A 16,506-nucleotide genomic window follows, 5' to 3' on the forward strand; every position below is an offset into this window, starting at 1 on the left:
GATCACTGACCGCCCTTCTGCACGAAGCCCTTCACGAACTCCTCGGCATTGGCCTCGAGGATCGAGTCGATGTCCGCCAGGAAGTCATCGGCCTGGCTGCTGCGGGCCTGGGCGGCCTCCGAGGGCGCCCCGCCGCCGCTGGGGGCCGGGCCCGTGGGCTCGAAGTCCTCGTCGCGACGCTGCGGCTCGTTGTGCTGGATGCGCTCTGCCATGTTCGTTCTCCTTCGATGTTCGCTGCTGTGCGCGGCCGTCGGGCGGTCGCTGCGTGTGCGGTGCCATGCGCCCCGGCTGAGGCCGTGGACCACGGAGGCTGTGTCAGCCGATGCGGGCGGAGACCTCCACCAGATCGGGTCGATCCCGCTGCATCCGCTCGATGAACTCCTCGATGTCGGCTGCGGCCCACCAGTCCTGCGTCTGCTCCCGGGTCAGCTCGGTCGGCTCGGGCATGGTGATCCGCGCACCGCGGCGCAGTCCGGGGAGCTCCACGGCGATGGTCTCCCAGCCGGCGGCGATGACGTCGTCGGGGAAGCGCGCCACGAGGCGGCCGCGGAAGTCCGCGCGAGTGTCGGCCGGCGGGGTCCACATGGCCTGGCGGATCTCCTGCTCGTCGAAGAGGCGCCGCATCCGCCCAGCCGCCTCGAGCTTGCCGTACAGGCTCTTGTCCGGGCGGACGTCGTGGTACTGCAGGTCGATCATGACCAGCTTGGCGTCGTCCCAGCGCAGGCCTCCGCGCTCGCGGTAGCCCAGCAGCAGCTTGAGCTTGGCCAGCCAGTCCAGGCGGTCCGCCATGGCCATGGGGTCGTTCTCCAGCGTATCGAGGGTCTCGCGCCACATCTGCAGGACCTCGGCGGTCTCCGGATCGGGGCTCGCTCCGTCGGCGCTCTCCATGGCCTCGGCGGCCTCGAGGTACATCCGCTGGATCTGGATCCCGGTCAGCGGCTCGCCGTCACGACGGCCCACCACGGCCTGCAGCGACGGGTCGTGGCTGATCTGATGCAGCGCCATCACCGGCTCGGTGAGCTCGATCCTGGGCTGCAGGCCCTGCTCCACCAGGCGCAGCACGAGGGACGTCGTGCCGAACTTGAGCACCTGCGCCCAGTGGGACAGGTTGGCGTCGCCGATGATGACGTGCAGACGACGGTAGCGCTTCTGATCCGCGTGCGGCTCGTCGCGCGTGTTGACGATGGGCCGGCGCACGGTGGTCTCCAGCCCCACCCTCCGCTCGAAGAAGTCCGCGCGCTGGCTGATCTGGAAGCCGGCCCTCTCGCTGCCGGGGCCCAGCCCCACGCGTCCGGCACCGCACATGACCTGGCGGGAGGCGAAGAAGGGCAGCAGTGCGGCGGTCAGGGCGTCGTCGTCGATGTCGCGGGGCACCGTGTAGTTCTCGTGCGTGCCGTACGAGGACGACTTGCCGTCGGTGTTGTTCTTGTGCAGCAGCACGGGCTCCTGGTCGCTGGCCTCCGCGGTGGCCTGCAGCGTGGCCACGATCTCTGCCGCCACACGGTCTCCGGCGAGATCGTAGAGGGCTGCATCGCGCGGGGTGAGGACCTCGGGCGAGGAATACTCGGGATGCGAGTGGTCCACGTAGAGCCGGGCGCCGTTGGGCAGGACCGTGTTCATCACGACCTGCGGCGTCTGCTCGGACCACAGCCCGGACTCGGTCAGCGCCTCGGCCGCGATCTCCTCCGAGGTCAGCACCGGGGCCACGTCCGTGAGCTGGGTGGGGTGAGCCTCTGCCCGGGACAGCTCGAAGCCGCGGGCATCGCGCAGCGGCGTCTCCGAGCTGTAGTCGAAGTCCACGGTCCGGTCCGCGCGCGAGCCGAGCTCGCGGGCCACCAGGGCTGCGTAGGCCGTCACTGCCCGCGTGGAGAGCAGGGTCGAGTTGGCCTGGGGGTTGCCCGGTGCCAGGATCCCGAACTCGGTCTCGGCCCCCATGATGCGGCGCACGGTCATGACTGCTCTCCTGCCCGGGCGGTCGGTGCGGAAGCGGCTGCAGCGCGCGAGCCGCGGTGCAGGACGAAGCGCAGGTCCGCGATGGTGTCCTTGCGGCGCCCGGAGATCCGGGCCCACTCCTCCGGATCGGAGGTGTCCGGCAGGTCCTGCTGCTCCAGGAACTCCTCGGCCACCGCTCGACGCAGGTGCTCCTGGGACAGGCCGCGCACCTGAGCGGTGAGCAGGTCCTTGATCGCCATCTTCTTGGCGCGGTCCACCACGTTGCGGATGACCGCGCCCGAGGTGAAGTCCGAGAACCACAGGGTCTCGCGCGAGCCGTCCCGGTAGGTGATCTCCAGGAAGCGCGTGGAGTCGTCCTGGGCGTACATGGACGACACGCCCACCTCGATGAGCTGCTCCAGGGCCGCCTCGCGGGAGCCTGCGGCGATGACCTCCTCCTGGCGCAGCGGCAGCGTCTCCGTGAGGTAGAGCCCGAAGATCTCCCGGGCGCCTTCGGCGGTGGGGCGGTCGATGCGGATCTTGGCGTCGAGTCGGCCGGGGCGCAGCACGGCCGGGTCGATCATGTCCTCGCGGTTGGTGGCGCCCACGATGATCACGTTGTCGAGCTTCTCGACGCCGTCCATCTCCGTGAGCAGCTGCGGGACGATCGTGGTCTCCACGTCCGAGGAGACCCCCGAGCCGCGCGTGCGGAACAGCGACTCCATCTCGTCGAAGAACACCACGACGGGCACGCCGGAAGCGGCCTGCTCGCGGGCGCGGGAGAAGATCTGGCGGATCTGGCGCTCGGTCTCGCCCACGTACTTGTCCAGCAGCTCCGGGCCCTTGATGTTCAGGAAGTACCCCTTGGCCTCCTTGCCCCCCGACTGCTCGGCGGCGCGCTCGGCCAGGGAGCGGGCCACGGCCTTGGCGATCATGGTCTTGCCGTTGCCGGGAGGCCCGTAGAGCAGGATGCCCTTGGGCGGGGTCAGCTGATGCTGGCGGTAGAGCTCGGGGTGCAGGAAGGGCAGCTCCACCGCGTCCTGGATCGCCTCGATCTGCGGGCCCAGGCCGCCGATGTCCGTGTAGCGGATGTTCGGGACCTCCTCCAGGACCAGCTGCTCCATCTCCTGGCGCTCGACGAGCTCCAGGGCCATCCCGTTGCGGGAGTCGATCGAGACCATCTGGCCCGGGCGCGGCTTGGCCTTGCGCAGGGCGCCGGACATGCGCAGGACGCGGTCGTCGCCGGAGCGTCCGCCCACGACCAGTCGGGTGGCGTCCAGGACCTCCTGGACCGGTGCCAGCTCGCCCGACTGCTCGTAGCCCAGCACGGCGACCACGGTCGAGTTCTCGTTCATGAGCACCTGGCGACCGGGCTCCAGCTGTCCCGCCGTGGCGATCAGCGGCGAGACGGGGCAGCGCACGAGCCGCCCGGAGATGTGGACGTCAGCGGTCAGGGTCGCCGAGCCCACCGTGGTGGACGGCGGGACCACGCGCACCAGAGTGGCGATCGTCAGCGGGACCTCGACCTCGTTGGCCAGGAACTTCTTGAGCTGCTCGATCTGGCCGCGGGCGGACTCCAGGGCGGTGCGCAGCTTCTGGTTCTGATCGCCGGCCGTGGCCAGCTGCCGGTCCAGATTGCGCTTCTCGTCCCGGACCAGAGCGACCTGCCGACGGGCGGTGGCCAGCGCATGGTCCTGCGCCGTGCCGTGGGGGTCTGCTCCGGAGGTCGATTCGGTCATCGTCGAAGGTCATCCTGATCTCGCCGTGAGGGGCGTACGGTGCTGTGGGTGCTGGGGCGGCCGGCTCGCGGCCGCACTGCCGAGCATGTGTCTGAGGTTCACCTTATGCCTGTCCATGCCCGGCGTCACACTCAGACCAGCAAGTGACACAGTCGCCAGCACTGATTCGATCAGGCGTATCGATATCCGGCCTCTGCCGGAGGAGGACACGAGGCAGGGAGGGGAGCTCGCATGTCGGTGAGCCGACCTGAGGAGGGTTTCGCGGCGGGGTCGTCGGGCTATCGCCGAGTGCTCGCAGTGCTCGCGCTGGGCGGACTGGCGAACTTCGCGCTGATCTACTTCGTGCAGCCGCTGCTTCCCGAGTTCGCGCGCGTGTTCGGCGTCGAGGAGGGCGCCACGGGGGCCGCGCTGTCCGCCACGACCCTGGCGATGATCCTGGGACTGCTCATGGCGGGGCCGCTGGCCGATCATCTGGGGCGCATCTGGGTGATGGCCGGGTCGCTGATCCTCTCCGGGGCGCTCAGCGCCCTGTGCGCGGTGGCCCCGAGCTGGGAGGTCTTCCTAATCCTGCGCGCCGCCGCGGGCATCGCCCTGGCCGGGCTGCCTGCGATCGCGCTGGCGTATCTGCGCGAGAAGGTGGCCGCCTCTGCCCACGCCAAGGCCAACGCCATCTACATCATGGGCACGGGCCTGGGCGGAGCGGCCGGCCGGCTGCTGCCGGGACCGCTGTCCGGGCTCGGCGGCTGGCAGCTGGTGAGCCTGGTGCTCGGGGTGTTCTCGGTGCTCGTCGGAGTGGCCGTGGTGGTCCTGCTGCCGGGTGATCGACCCACGCGGTTCCCCTTCTCGGTGGTCGATATCGCCACGGGGACGTTCAGCCTGCTGCGCAGCGGGCGGATCGCCCTGGTGTGCGGCCTCGGCTTCTCGTCCATGGCCGTGTTCGTGGGGGTCTACAACGCGGTGTCGCTGCGCCTGGAGGCCGAGCCGTTCGCCATGAGCCCCGAGCAGGCGGCAGTGCTGTACCTGGCCTACCCGGCCGGCCTGCTGGCACCCGCCTTCTCCCGGCGTCTGGCCGAGCGCACGGGGCGGCCTGTGGCGGTCACGCTCGGCATCGCGGGCATGGCCGCAGGCGCCGCGCTCACGACCCCGGATGCCGTGCTGCCCATCCTGCTGGGACTGGGCCTGCTGACCTTCGCGTTCTTCGCCGCCCACTCCGTGGCCAGCGGATGGGCGGTGGACGGCGCGCACCGCGCAGGTCTGGACACCGCGCGCGCCTCGAGCCTGTACCTGATCTTCTACTACGCCGGCAGCTCGGTCTCCGGGACGCTGTCCACCCACATCTGGAGCGCCGCCGGCTGGTTCGGGGTCCTGGGGATGATGGGCATGTGGATCGTCCTGGGCCTGGCCTGCGCCCTGGTGCTGGCGCGGCGGGAGCGCTCTCGCTGAGCCGTCCTCCGCCCTGCTCGCCGTCGGAGCGTAGGGTGTTCCGCATCACACCCGAGGAACGAGTGCTCAGCGGAGGCGGAGATGACGCAGCACAGCACCGGACGGATCACCCGACGATCAGCCCTCGCAGCCGGGGCGGCACTGGGGGCCGGTGCCCTGGGTGCGAGTCAGGCGATGGCGGCAGCTCCAGGGCCTGAGGCACCAGCCCCGTCGGATCCTGGGCTGGGCTCCGCGCCCGAGCCACTGAAGCTCAACGAGGCGGTCGGCACCACCGCTGCCGTGTCCTGCGTGGACCCGTACGCCAGCGACATCGGCCTGAGCATCCTGCAGGGCGGCGGCAGCGCGATGGATGCCGCCGTGGCCATGGCAGCCGCGCTCGGGGTCACCGAGCCGTACTCGTGCGGGATCGGCGGCGGCGGCTTCCTGCTCTACCGCGATGCCGCCACCGGCCTGGTGCACACGATCGACGGCCGCGAGACGGCCCCCATGAGCTATACCGAGACCCAGTTCACCGACGCCTCGGGCGCCGAGCTGGACTTCGACGCCGTCGTGAACTCCGGTCTGTCCATCGGGGTGCCAGGCACCCCGGCCATGTGGGCCCTTGCCGCCGAGCGCTTCGGGACGCTTCCGCTGGGTGCGCTGCTGGAGCCGGCCGAGCAGCTGGCCCGGCGCGGCTTCGTGGTGGACCAGCACTTCCACGCCCAGACCGACGAGAACGCCGAGCGCTTCTCCCGGTTCCCGGAGACCGCCCGCGTCTTCCTGCGCGACGGCAGCGCCCCCGAGGTCGGGAGCACGTTCGCCAATCCCGATCTGGCCGAGGTCTACCGGCGGCTGCGCACCGAGGGCATCGACGTCTTCTACCGCGGCGACATCGGGGCCGCGATCCTCGCGGAGGCGAACGCACCCTCGGCCGTGTCCGGTCAGGAGGTTCAGGGCAGCCCCATGACGGCGGCGGATCTGGCCTGCTACTCCCCCGTCCTGCGAGCGCCCACGGTCAGCGCGTACCGCGGGATGACCGTTTTCGGGATGCCTGCGCCAAGCTCGGGAGGGGTGGCCGTGGGTGAGATCCTCAACCTGCTCGAGCACTACGAGCTGCGCACCGGGGTCGGTCTCGCCCAGCTCGGGGAGACCGACTACCTGCACCGCTTCTCGGAGGCCTGCGCCACGGCCTTCGCCGATCGCAACCGCTGGGTGGGCGACGTCGCGGACGTGCCGTACGCCGAGCTGCTCGGCGACGGCTTCGCTGCCGAGCGCGCCGAGATCATGCAGCCGTCGTCGGCCCGGCCCCGTCCGATCCCGTTCGGCTGGCCCGACGGCGACTACACGACGGCCCCGCCGGCCGGCGCAGCGCAGCCGGAGCCGTACGAGGGGCAGTCGACCACGCATCTCAACGTCGTGGATCAGTGGGGCAACGCGGTGTCCTACACGCTGACGATCGAGCAGACGGGCGGCTCCGGCATCACGGTGCCCGGCCACGGGTTCCTGTTGAACAACGAGCTGACGGACTTCAACTTCGTGCCGGTGACTCCCGGAGTGCCCGATCCGAACCTGCCGGGTCCAGGCAAGCGGCCGCGCTCGTCGATGGCGCCCACGGTCATCACCGACGCCGCCGGTCTGCGCCTGGTGGTCGGCACCCCCGGCGGGGCCACGATCATCACCTCGGTGGCCCAGATCATCGCCGGTCACTTCGAGCGGGGGCTGCCGCTCGTGGACGCGATCGCCGCCCCGCGACTGAGCTCGCGCAATGACGAGGACGGCGAGGAGACGGACCTGGGTCTGGCCGGATCCCCCGCCGGGCGCGGACTCACCGGACTGGGGCACCACCTGGCCCCGCGCGAGGAGAAGGACTGGATCGGCAACGCCTCCGGGATCAGCCGGGAGGCGATCGGGCTGGTGGCGGCCGCCGAGACGGTGCGCGGAGGCGGAGGGGCGGCTCGCGCGTGGTGAGGCGATGGCCGTCTCCGCCTCGATCCCGTTCGCACCCCCTCAAAGGGCCTGTGCACATGAGCCTGGGGTTCACCCACACCACACTGCCCCAGCGCGTGCTCTTCGGCTCCGGCCGCGGCGCCGAGCACCTGGACGCAGAGGTCCGGCGCCTGGACGCGCAGCGGGTCATGGGCATCGCCGGTGAGCGCGAGCTCGAGATGGCCCGCGGGATCGCCTCACGGACCGACGTGGCCCTGTGGCACGACGAGGTCGAGATGCACGTGCCCGTCGAGGTGGCCGAGCGCGGGCGTGCCGCGGCCGCCGAGCACGGGATCGACCTGCTGGTCAGTGCGGGCGGCGGGTCCACAACCGGGCTGGCCAACGCCATCGTACTGATCAGCGGCGTGCCGATCACCGCCGTGCCCACCACCTACGCCGGCTCCGCACCGACGTCTGGGGGCTGACGGAGAATGCCCGCAAGACGACGGGCGTGGACCGTCGCGTGCTGCCGCAGACGGTCATCTACGACGCGCAGCTCACCGTGTCCATGCCCGCCGAGCTGTCGGTGGCCTCCGGGCTCAACGCCCTGGCGCACTGCATCGACTCCCTGTGGGCACCGCGGGCCGATCCGATCAACGCCGCGCTGGCAGGGGAGGCGATCCGGGCCCTGAGCCAGGGGCTTCCCGCCGTGGCCGCCGACGGCGAGGACGTCGACGGACGCGATCGGACCCTCTACGGCGCCTACCTGGCGGCGGTGTCCTTCGCCTCGGCCGGCTCGGCCATGCACCACAAGATCTGCCACGTCCTGGGCGGGACCTTCGATCTGCCGCACGCCCCCACGCACGCGACGGTGCTGCCGTACGTGCTGGCCTTCAACATGTCCCATGCCCCGGAGGCAGCCGACAGGATCGCGGCGGCCTTCGGCAGCTCCACCGCGCTCGAGGGCCTGCAGCAGCTGCGACGGGTGCTCGATGCCCCGAAGCGGCTCTCGGATCTGGGCTTCACGGCCGAGGGGATCCCCGAGGCCGTCGAGATCGCCCTGGCAGCCATCCCCGCCGACAATCCCCGCCCGGTCACGCAGGAGAACCTGAGCGAGCTGCTCACCGCCGCCCTGAACGGCGACGACCCGCACACGCTGGTCTCCGCGACCGGCCCAACCGAAGGAGACCCGTCATGAGCACCCAGCCCGAGATCAGCCCCGAGCAGACCGCGGTCGAGGAGGACCTGATCGAGCGCGTCCTGGCCTCCTTCGCCCAGACGCAGGATCCGCGCCTGAAGACCGTGATGGAGTCGCTGACCCGGCACCTGCACGCGTTCATCCGCGACGTGCGCCTCACCGAGGACGAGTGGAACGCGGCGATCGCGTTCCTCACCGCCGTCGGGCACATCACCGATGACCGACGCCAGGAGTTCGTGCTGCTCTCGGACGTCCTGGGAGCCTCCATGCAGACCATCGCGGTGAACAACGAGGCCTACGAGAATGCCACCGAGGCCACGGTCTTCGGCCCGTTCTTCGTCGAGGACGCCCCCGAGATCCCCATCGGCAGCGATATCGCCGGCGGTGCCTCGGGTCAGCCCTGCTGGGTCGAGGGAACGGTCACCGACACGTCGGGCCAGCCCGTCCCCGGGGCCCGGATCGAGGTCTGGGAGGCCGACGACGACGGGTTCTACGACGTCCAGTACACCGACGGCCGCGTGGCCGGGCGCGCTCACCTGCAGGCCGACGACGAGGGCCACTACTCGTTCTGGGCCCTGACGCCCACCCCGTACCCCATCCCGCACGACGGTCCGGTCGGACAGCTGCTGGAGAGGGTCGGCCGCTCCCCCGTGCGGGCGGCGCATCTGCACTTCATGGTCACCGCACCGCAGCTGCGCACGCTGGTCACGCACATCTTCGTGACCGGGGACCCTCAACTGGAGATCGGCGACTCGGTCTTCGGCGTGAAGGACTCGCTGATCAAGGACTTCGTGGAGCAGCCGGCGGGCACGCCTGGTCCGGACGGCCGTGACCTGGGCGATCAGACCTGGGCCAGGGCGCGGTTCGACATCGTGCTCGCCCCGGAGAATGCCTGAGAATCCGCCTGAGGCCCCTGTCTGGCGCCTGGCGGCGGGCCTAAGCTGATCCCGATCTGCCCCGCGAACCGAAAGGAGAGGACCACGATGTCCCCTCGCAACCAGGATTCCGACCCGGCACTGACCGGCGGCGCCGACGACGCCGTCGAGGAGGCCCGCAACATCCAGGAGATGGACGAGGCCCAGGAGCCCGCCGATGAGGGCGTCGGCGCCATGACCGACGACCAGGAACGGGAGCCGGACACGCAGAACTGAGCCTCTGCCCGACCACGACGGCCGCCGCCTCGCCTCGAGCGAGACGGCGGCCGTCGTCGTCTGGTCGGTCGCTTGTATAACGATCGCGGTCGATCGTTATACAAGCGCCTCTCATGATCAGCTCTGGCGATCCCTCACAGCAGCACGACCGTCTTGTTCCCGTTGAGGAAGACCCGCCCCTGGCAGTGCCACTTCACGGCATCCGAAAGCGCCTTGCGCTCGGTGTCGCGCCCGGCGGCCACCAGGTCCTCCGGGCCGAAGGTGTGATCCACGGCCAGGACCTGCTGGGCGATGATCGGGCCCTCGTCGAGCTCGGCGTTGACGTAGTGCGCAGTGGCTCCCACGGTCTTCACGCCGCGCTCGAAGGCCTGGTGATAGGGCTTGGCGCCCTTGAACGACGGCAGGAACGAGTGGTGGATGTTGATCACCCGGCCCTCCATCCGGGTGGCCAGTGAGTCGCTGAGCACCTGCATGCAGCGGGCCAGCACCACCAGATCGACCTCGAAGCGATCCACCAGGTCGAGCAGCTTCTGCTCGGCCTCCGGCTTGGTCTCGGGGGTCACGGGGACGTGGAAGAACGGGATGCCGTGCCACTCCACCAGCGACTGGTGATCGCGGTGATTGGACACGACCGCCACAATCTCCACGGGCAGCTCGCCGGTGCGTTCGCGGTAGAGCAGGTCGTTGAGGTAGTGCCCGAATTTGGAGACCATGACCAGCACCCGGCGCTTGGCACCGTGGCGGACCAGCTCCCAGCTCATCTCGAACCGCTCGGCCACCGGGGCCAGGCGCTGCTCGAGCACCGCGGGATCCAGCGGGGCCTCGCCGGTGGGGGCCACGCGCACCCGCATGAAGAAGCGGCGGGTGCGCTGGTCGTCGAACTGGTCGAGCTCGATGATCGTGCAGTCGTTCTCGTAGAGCACCTCGCTCACCGCGTGGACGATGCCCGCGGCCTCCGGGCAGGACAGGCTGAGCACCAGGTGGTCGTCGCTCGGGCCGACGGGAACTGCGGCCGTGGTGGTGCGCGGGTCCATCAGGCCACCTCCTGCGATCCGAACTCGGTCATCCCGTCCATGAACCAGCGCGCCGTGTGCTCGGCGAACGACGCCCGCGGCATGATCCGCCAGGTCTGCTCGCCCGTGCGCCACAGCAGCACCTGCACGACCCCGTAGTTGGTCGACACCGCGTGACCCACCGGGAAGCCCCGAGGGTGCAGGTCCATGCGGCAGCCCTTCTCCAGCACGGCACGGGCCGAAGGCCCGGAGACCTCGATCGTCGTGCGGTTGGCCGAGACGTCGACAGCCTGGCCGCGGGCCTCGTGCTCCTCGAGGATCCCCGCCAGCTGGGCCGTCAGCTCCTCCGGCAAAACGCCCCCGGAGGCCATGGCATCGGGCTGGACGACCGTGAACTCGTCAGGTCCGTTCCACAGGACGGCAGTGGCCTCCGGCGAGCCGGTCACCTGCCCGACGCCCGACGGCAGCGCGACGCCGAGCTGCGACTCGATCGCCGCCGCCTCCGTCGTGCCGGGGGCCACGCGCAGTGCGATCAGCGTGAGGAAGGGGATCTCCCGGATGCTGACGCCGCGGTCGCCGGTCACCTCGGCCTGGGCCATCTCCTCGCGCAGATCATGCAGCGGGCTGCGCCGCAGTGCGGCGATCTCTGGTGCGGTGGTCTCAGCCATCTCGGCGGTTCCCTTCGGGGTCGTAGAGGACGGGTTCGGCGATCACGACGTCGACGGTCCGATCGACCAGCGGCGCCTGGAGCGTGTCGCCGATCCGCTGGCGGCCGCCCAGCACCAGGGCCAGACCGAACGTCCGGCCCAGGGCGGCGCTGCGGTAGGCCGAGGTGACATGCCCGACCATGGGCACGGGCCCGTCCTGCGGTGTGATCGGCGTGCCGGTCTCCACGAGCTGTGCACCCTCCGGGATCGGCTCGTCGTGATCGATGGGCAGGACGGCGATCAGATGCTTGCGGTCCTCACGGGAGGTGTCCTCGCGGGCGTAGGAGCGGTTGCCGATGAAGTCCTTCTTGGTCGAGACGACCCACGACATCCCCAGGTCCTGCGGGGTCACGGTGCCGTCGGTGTCCTGCCCGACGATCGGGTAGGCCTTCTCGGCTCGCAGCACGTGCATGGTCTCGGTGCCGTAGGGCGTGATGCCGAAGTCGGCCCCCGCTGCCGCGACGTCCTCCCAGACCCTGTGGCCGTACCAGGTCGAGACGTTGATCTCGTAGGCCAGCTCGCCGGAGAAGGAGATCCGGCATACCCGCGCGGGGATCCCCGAGGCCAGGGTGGTCTCGCGGAACTCCATGAAGCCGAAGGCCTCCTGGGAGACGTCCAGCTCCGGGGCCATCCGCGCGATGACCTCCCTCGACCTGGGGCCCACGACGGCGACCGTCGTGTACTGCTCGGTCACCGAGGTGAAGACGACGTCGAGCTCAGGCCACTCCGTCTGGGACCACTCCTCGAGCCAGTTCAGCACGTCGGCCGCCCCGCCTGTGGTGGTGGTCATGAGGTAGCGCTGCTCTGCCGGCTCGCGCATCCTGGTCGACGCCTCGATCGCCGACGAGCTCGCCGGGCATCTCGCCGCCGCAGCCGAAGCCCACGTGGTCGACGACCCGCAGGATCCCGGCACGACCATGGGCTCGCTGATCGAGGAATCCGCTCTCACTCGCGTCTCCGGCTACGTCGACGACGCCGTCTCGGACATCGACGACGCCCTGCGCCTGGCCCGCTCCGTGCGCGCCGGCGCCATCTCCGTCAACAGCTACTCCGAGGGCGACATCACCACGCCGTTCGGCGGCTACAAGCAGTCCGGCTTCGGCGGCCGCGACAACGGCCTGGAGGCCTTCGCCCAGTACACGGAGACGAAGACGATCTTCATCAACCTGCACTGAGCGGGACTTCCCCACCACGAGAGCTGTCTCCTGTCCGGCATCGAAGGTCGATGCCGGACAGGAGACAGCTCTCGTTGATTTCCCGCGGATGTCGACGCAGCCCTAATCGGCGGCAGTCTCCGATTTCATCCGGGGTCTCCCCCAGGTGGCGATAGTCATGACCGGCAGTCCGAAACCCAGAGTGATCACGTTGAAGACGATCGCCGCAGCCAAGAGAAACAGCGACGAGATGATCGCAGCGATCGCTCCCGCCAGCCCTGTCCCCGTCTCATCAGGCCAAGCATCGGTCGTCGCCATGTTGTTGACCACCAGGAAGCGCACCAGCACGACTGCAGACACGACCGTGGGGACTGCGATGAACCAGACCGGGAGCCAGACCGGGAGGAAGGCGAAATAGTCGAATGCCCAGAACGAGACAGGAATGGAGATCGCAAGCGCGATCAGTGCAAGCAATGCGAAGGAGACGTTGTCCATGGAGTCTGAGTCAGGTCTGTTCCCGGCAGCTGCCGAATGGTTCGGCCCTCCGGACGAGGGCGACGTCGAAGAGGACATCGTCTGGCTGTTCGTCGGCAGCGCTGGACGGGTCGCCGCTGACTGTTGGCTTCGTCGCACCGGGCGGCCGTCGGCCCAGTCGTAGCCATTGACCTCCGCTTCGACCATCCGGTCCGCACTACTCCTGTCTCTGGACATGCACGGGTGCAGCGGCCAGGGCTTGCCGAGCTCGTCGAAGTAGGCGCAGCCGCCGTTCTTGTTGCGGATGAACCAGACATCGGCCCCGCAGACAGGGCATTCGGCGTTCGGCGTGGATGAGATCCTCGACCACTGGATATCGCCAGTCGCCTTCAGCTTCTGTCGCGGCTTCGGGCTGTGTGTCGGAGCTGTCTTCAGATGAGCGGCCCCGAGCAGATGCCTGTAGTCGCCGGAACCCATCCGGGAGAAGTCGTCGCGACGCACGTTGTGGGAGCTGACCCAGTGGTAGTTCCCGTTCCGCCCGCGTCTCCAATGACCGCGGCGACTGAATCTCGCCATTTCCGTCCTCCCGAACAATGCCCCGTGGAGGTTCCGACGCTCCCCAGGACCAGTGCTGCCCCGGCGTGGAAGACAGCAGGACCCTCCTGGGCCAAGGACGCAGTCAGCCGGGCACGTAAGGCCCGATCTTATGCGACTTCATCGACAGCGGGGTGCAAGCCTCGACAGCGTCGCGCTGCACTGGAGCGGCACCGACCGGACCAGCACAGCAGCGAGGCCGCCGTCCCCGATTCGGGACGGCGGCCTCGTCGTCTCAGGAGGTCACTCGGTGGACGAGCCCTTGGTGCTCTTCCTGCTGCGCCGCTCCTCCCTCTTCACGACCTTCTCCTCGCGCTTCACTTCCTTCCTCTCCGCCTTCATCTGCTTCTTCTGCTTCATCTGCTGCTCGTGCGTGGTGCGCTGGAGGTCGCTCAGGTACTCGCCGAGCTCCCCCTCGCCCATCGAGGACATGTCGATCTCGGAGGTGTCGAGGGCCTCCCGGTAGACGTCCTCGTGCATGAAGTCGCCCAGGTGCCTGGCGCGCAGGTTCGACTCGTCGACCGCCTGGATGAGGGCGTTCGCGTGGCGGGGCGTCCAGCGGCGCTGCGGATCCAGTTTGTAGAGCAGCAGGGCGCGGACGCGGTCGCGGCGCAGGCTCTTCTCGGAGATGTCCGTGCGGCCGCTGAGGATCCAGGAGCCCACGAGGACCAGGATGAAGATGATGCCGAGCCAGCCCAGCCACGGGAACACGTTGTTCATCAGCGAGGTGAAGGGCATGAAGCTCAGGACGAAGCCCACGAGCGTCACGGCGATGAAGATGAACCGGTAGTACTGCGGCTTGGGTGCGGCCAGGCGCTTGCCCAGCGAGTAGAAGACGCCCAGGGACGTGCTGAAGATCATGAGGTACGTGGCGATCGAGGCGATCAGCCCCAGCACGGGGTTCATCTCGTTGACCAGCGCGAGGGTCGGCAGATCCGAGCTGTAGATGTCCTCGACGCTGAGCAGGAGCCCGATCGTCATCAGGATCAGCAGGGCCCCGAAGATGGCGCCGCCCAGGAACCCGCCCCAGCCTGCGGCCTGCGGGCTCCAGTTCTGGCCGCCGATGATGATCGCCATGGCGATGCCGCTGAACATGGACAGACCGGTGTAGTTCACGGTGGCCAGGAACCAGTTGGGCAGGGTCGAGGTCACGTTCTCGAGGGCGAACTCGTGCACGCCGCCGAGGGTCCCCGAGAAGGTGGAGATCGAGTAGATGGCGGCGCACAGGATCACGACGATCATCGCCGGGGTGATCATGCCGATGATGCTGCCGACGCGGTCCGCGTTGAACATGCCGGCGATGATCACCATGAGGACCATCAGGGCCGAGCCCACCCACAGCGGCAGGCCGAACTGCTGGTTCAGGTTCGATCCGGCGCCGGCGAGCATCACGAAGCCGATGCAGAACTGGGCTGCGGACAGTCCGTAGTCCATGAACCTCGAGACCAGCGACGTGGTGATCGAGTCGAAGACCTTGCCGTGCGTCTGGGCCCGGAAGTAGCTGCCGTACTGCAGGATCGCCATGGTCGTCAGCGGCATGATGATCAGGTTCACGGCGGCACCGGCCACACCCCACCAGCCATAGGAGACATAGAACTGGAGCATCTCCTGCCCAGATCCGAATCCTGCTCCGACGGTGACTCCGAAGTACGCGAGTCCGATGATCAGGATCTTCCTGAGGACAGATCGTTCCTCTCGTGTGGGGGTGGGGTGGTGCGCGCCGAGCTGCTCGACGGCCGCCCAGCAGGCTATCGCGGAACCAGCAAAGCTCCGGGCGGCCGAGGCGCTGCCCCAGCCGCTTCCGGTGTGATCACACGCATCGAGATGCCCAGTTCAGCGTGTCGCCCGCACGTAATTCCTCTCCCAGCGGTTCATGAAGGTCGATGTGATGAGGGGCCTGCTGTAATTCTCGAGCGGCTCGTAGACTCCCGGATCACATCGTTCAACGGCATACGCCAGCGCGTTCTGGTCCAGTGTCCATGCTCGCGGCTGATCAAGACCAGCAGTGATATAGGACTCCAGATCCCCGATGAACGAGGCCCCGAGCAGCTTCTGAGTCGCCACCAGATTCCCGGCCATGTATCGACGCCATGGGACCATTCCCAGCGATCCAGCGATATGGGGGAACGACAGTACAACCTTTGCAGTCTTCCTGAAGAAGGCCGTCGGGTCGTAGCGCATGATCAGATCCGCATCAATGGAATATACATATTCATACTGCTCCAGGATCTGGGGCAATGCGAGAAACCGAGCACACGCATAGAATGTCGTCCGATCTCCAACCCAATCCGGTACGGGAAACGCATGGAAGTGAACATTTCGCGGCACGTTCTGCTTGTTCATTCGGGACAGCGCTTCCAGATACTGTCTTGACTCCTCGATCAGCTCTCCTGCCTCATCAGCCCCCGCACAGACCAAGAGGACCAGGTCCACTTCAGGAATCTGCTGCGCATTGAACAGAAACATCGGGGCATAGATTCGGAAGAATACCGGGTCCACCGATATGACGAAAGCTGATTTTGAGGTAGCCACCTCTGGAACGGTGCCGACAATATTTTCGGCCGACCGCGACCGCTCGAAGACTTGGTTGGAATTGAAGTAGCTCAGCGCGCCCCGATCCCACGATTTGGCCAATGATGCGTTCTTGGGGTGCCCCCGCACCTCCTCGAAGGTCTGACCGGCAACATCACGCGACCACAGCGACTCCACCTGACCGCGAAGTGCAAGAGTCTGCACTTCGGTCAGGTTGCCAGAGCCCTCGTAGAGACGGGCGATCCGCTCTGACACGGCGCGGGCATCATCGGGGGATGAATCAACCCGCAGGTCACCCATTCCGGCATTCCATGCAGACTCGTAAGCATTGAGCCGAGCCTTCAACAATCGCGACGCAGGGTGCTTTATGCGATCGATCCAAGGACCTGTGAAATCTCTGTACTTCTGAAATACGTCGTCCACGGAGTGCTTGAACGCCTGCTCTGCCATGGTGTGTCCAAGCTTCTTGAGGGCGCTGTCGTAAAGATCCGATCGCTCCTTCGCCAGCCACAGGACGTCTTCTGCGGAAACGGCTGCCGCTGACCCGCCTGGGCCAGACCTCACATAAGTGGTGATCTGATGGGGAGTTGGACGCTTCGCCATGGGGTCCTCCGTGAATCTGCGCGTTCGGGGGTGGGGGGGGCAACAGTCTGCACGAGTGTAT

Annotated in this window: 13 protein-coding genes and 2 pseudogenes; 6 read left to right on the forward strand and 9 right to left on the reverse strand. The window is 68.3% G+C overall.

The annotated features are described in order from the left end of the window. Positions 1-2 precede the first annotated feature (2 nt). From RF645_RS11910 to arc, 3 genes are all read right to left on the reverse strand, one after another. A complete protein-coding gene (locus tag RF645_RS11910; RefSeq protein WP_271403631.1) occupies positions 3-212 on the reverse strand; it encodes a ubiquitin-like protein Pup in 210 nt (69 codons plus the stop codon). Positions 213-315: 103 nt separating this feature from the next. After that, positions 316-1,953, reverse strand: coding sequence for a depupylase/deamidase Dop (dop, locus tag RF645_RS11915; protein ID WP_368819142.1), 1,638 nt, complete (start codon positions 1,951-1,953; stop codon positions 316-318). Next, positions 1,950-3,671 (reverse strand): proteasome ATPase, encoded by a 1,722-nt coding sequence (arc, locus tag RF645_RS11920; RefSeq protein ID WP_368819143.1) that lies wholly within the window; start codon positions 3,669-3,671, stop codon positions 1,950-1,952. Before arc ends, dop begins: the two co-directional genes overlap by 4 nt. A gap of 231 nt (positions 3,672-3,902) precedes the next feature. Here arc and RF645_RS11925 point away from each other — a divergent pair, with 231 nt between their 5' ends. The 5 genes and pseudogenes from RF645_RS11925 to RF645_RS11945 all read left to right on the forward strand — a co-directional run bounded on the left by RF645_RS11925 (position 3,903) and on the right by RF645_RS11945 (position 9,368). Then, complete coding sequence (locus tag RF645_RS11925) at positions 3,903-5,114, forward strand: MFS transporter (protein WP_368819144.1); 1,212 nt, start codon at positions 3,903-3,905, stop codon at positions 5,112-5,114. A gap of 81 nt (positions 5,115-5,195) precedes the next feature. Next, positions 5,196-7,061, forward strand: coding sequence for a gamma-glutamyltransferase (gene ggt, locus RF645_RS11930; protein WP_368819145.1), 1,866 nt, complete (start codon positions 5,196-5,198; stop codon positions 7,059-7,061). A gap of 56 nt (positions 7,062-7,117) precedes the next feature. Then, a pseudogene (locus tag RF645_RS11935) lies at positions 7,118-8,217 on the forward strand (maleylacetate reductase). Continuing rightward, positions 8,214-9,113: a dioxygenase gene (locus tag RF645_RS11940; RefSeq protein WP_368819146.1), complete on the forward strand. Its 900-nt coding sequence runs from the start codon at positions 8,214-8,216 to the stop codon at positions 9,111-9,113. Before RF645_RS11935 ends, RF645_RS11940 begins: the two are co-directional and overlap by 4 nt. A gap of 87 nt (positions 9,114-9,200) precedes the next feature. Next, positions 9,201-9,368, forward strand: coding sequence for a hypothetical protein (locus RF645_RS11945; RefSeq protein WP_006215736.1), 168 nt, complete (start codon positions 9,201-9,203; stop codon positions 9,366-9,368). 134 nt (positions 9,369-9,502) lie between these two features. On the opposite strand, the gene purU is transcribed toward RF645_RS11945, so the two are convergent. From purU to RF645_RS11960, 3 genes and pseudogenes are all read right to left on the reverse strand, one after another. Then, on the reverse strand, positions 9,503-10,402 hold the full coding sequence (gene purU / locus RF645_RS11950) for a formyltetrahydrofolate deformylase (RefSeq protein ID WP_006215737.1): 900 nt from the start codon (positions 10,400-10,402) through the stop codon (positions 9,503-9,505). After that, positions 10,402-11,049: a sarcosine oxidase subunit gamma gene (locus tag RF645_RS11955; protein ID WP_006215738.1), complete on the reverse strand. Its 648-nt coding sequence runs from the start codon at positions 11,047-11,049 to the stop codon at positions 10,402-10,404. Before RF645_RS11955 ends, purU begins: the two co-directional genes overlap by 1 nt. Further along, positions 11,042-11,887 (reverse strand): annotated as a pseudogene (locus RF645_RS11960) (aminomethyltransferase family protein); the annotation flags it as partial. The pseudogene RF645_RS11960 and the gene RF645_RS11955, both read right to left, overlap by 8 nt. A 37-nt stretch (positions 11,888-11,924) precedes the next feature. Here RF645_RS11960 and RF645_RS11965 point away from each other — a divergent pair. Then, positions 11,925-12,263 carry an aldehyde dehydrogenase family protein gene (locus RF645_RS11965; protein WP_235044779.1) on the forward strand — a complete coding sequence of 113 codons (339 nt, stop codon included), beginning with the start codon at positions 11,925-11,927 and terminating at the stop codon, positions 12,261-12,263. A gap of 102 nt (positions 12,264-12,365) precedes the next feature. Here the strand turns inward: RF645_RS11965 and RF645_RS11970 are convergent, their stop codons facing one another. From RF645_RS11970 to RF645_RS11980, 3 genes are all read right to left on the reverse strand, one after another. Beyond that, entirely contained in the window at positions 12,366-13,217 is an 852-nt protein-coding gene (locus RF645_RS11970; protein ID WP_157796679.1) for a hypothetical protein, read from the reverse strand. Between the two features lie 336 nt (positions 13,218-13,553). Beyond that, entirely contained in the window at positions 13,554-14,915 is a 1,362-nt protein-coding gene (locus tag RF645_RS11975; protein WP_368819147.1) for a hypothetical protein, read from the reverse strand. 228 nt (positions 14,916-15,143) lie between these two features. Next, positions 15,144-16,445: a hypothetical protein gene (locus RF645_RS11980; RefSeq protein WP_157796690.1), complete on the reverse strand. Its 1,302-nt coding sequence runs from the start codon at positions 16,443-16,445 to the stop codon at positions 15,144-15,146. Between the last annotated feature and the right edge of the window lie 61 nt (positions 16,446-16,506).

It is taken from the genome of Kocuria sp. CPCC 205260, assembly GCF_040981045.1.
In the GTDB taxonomy this organism is placed as follows: Bacteria; Actinomycetota; Actinomycetes; order Actinomycetales; family Micrococcaceae; genus Kocuria; species Kocuria palustris.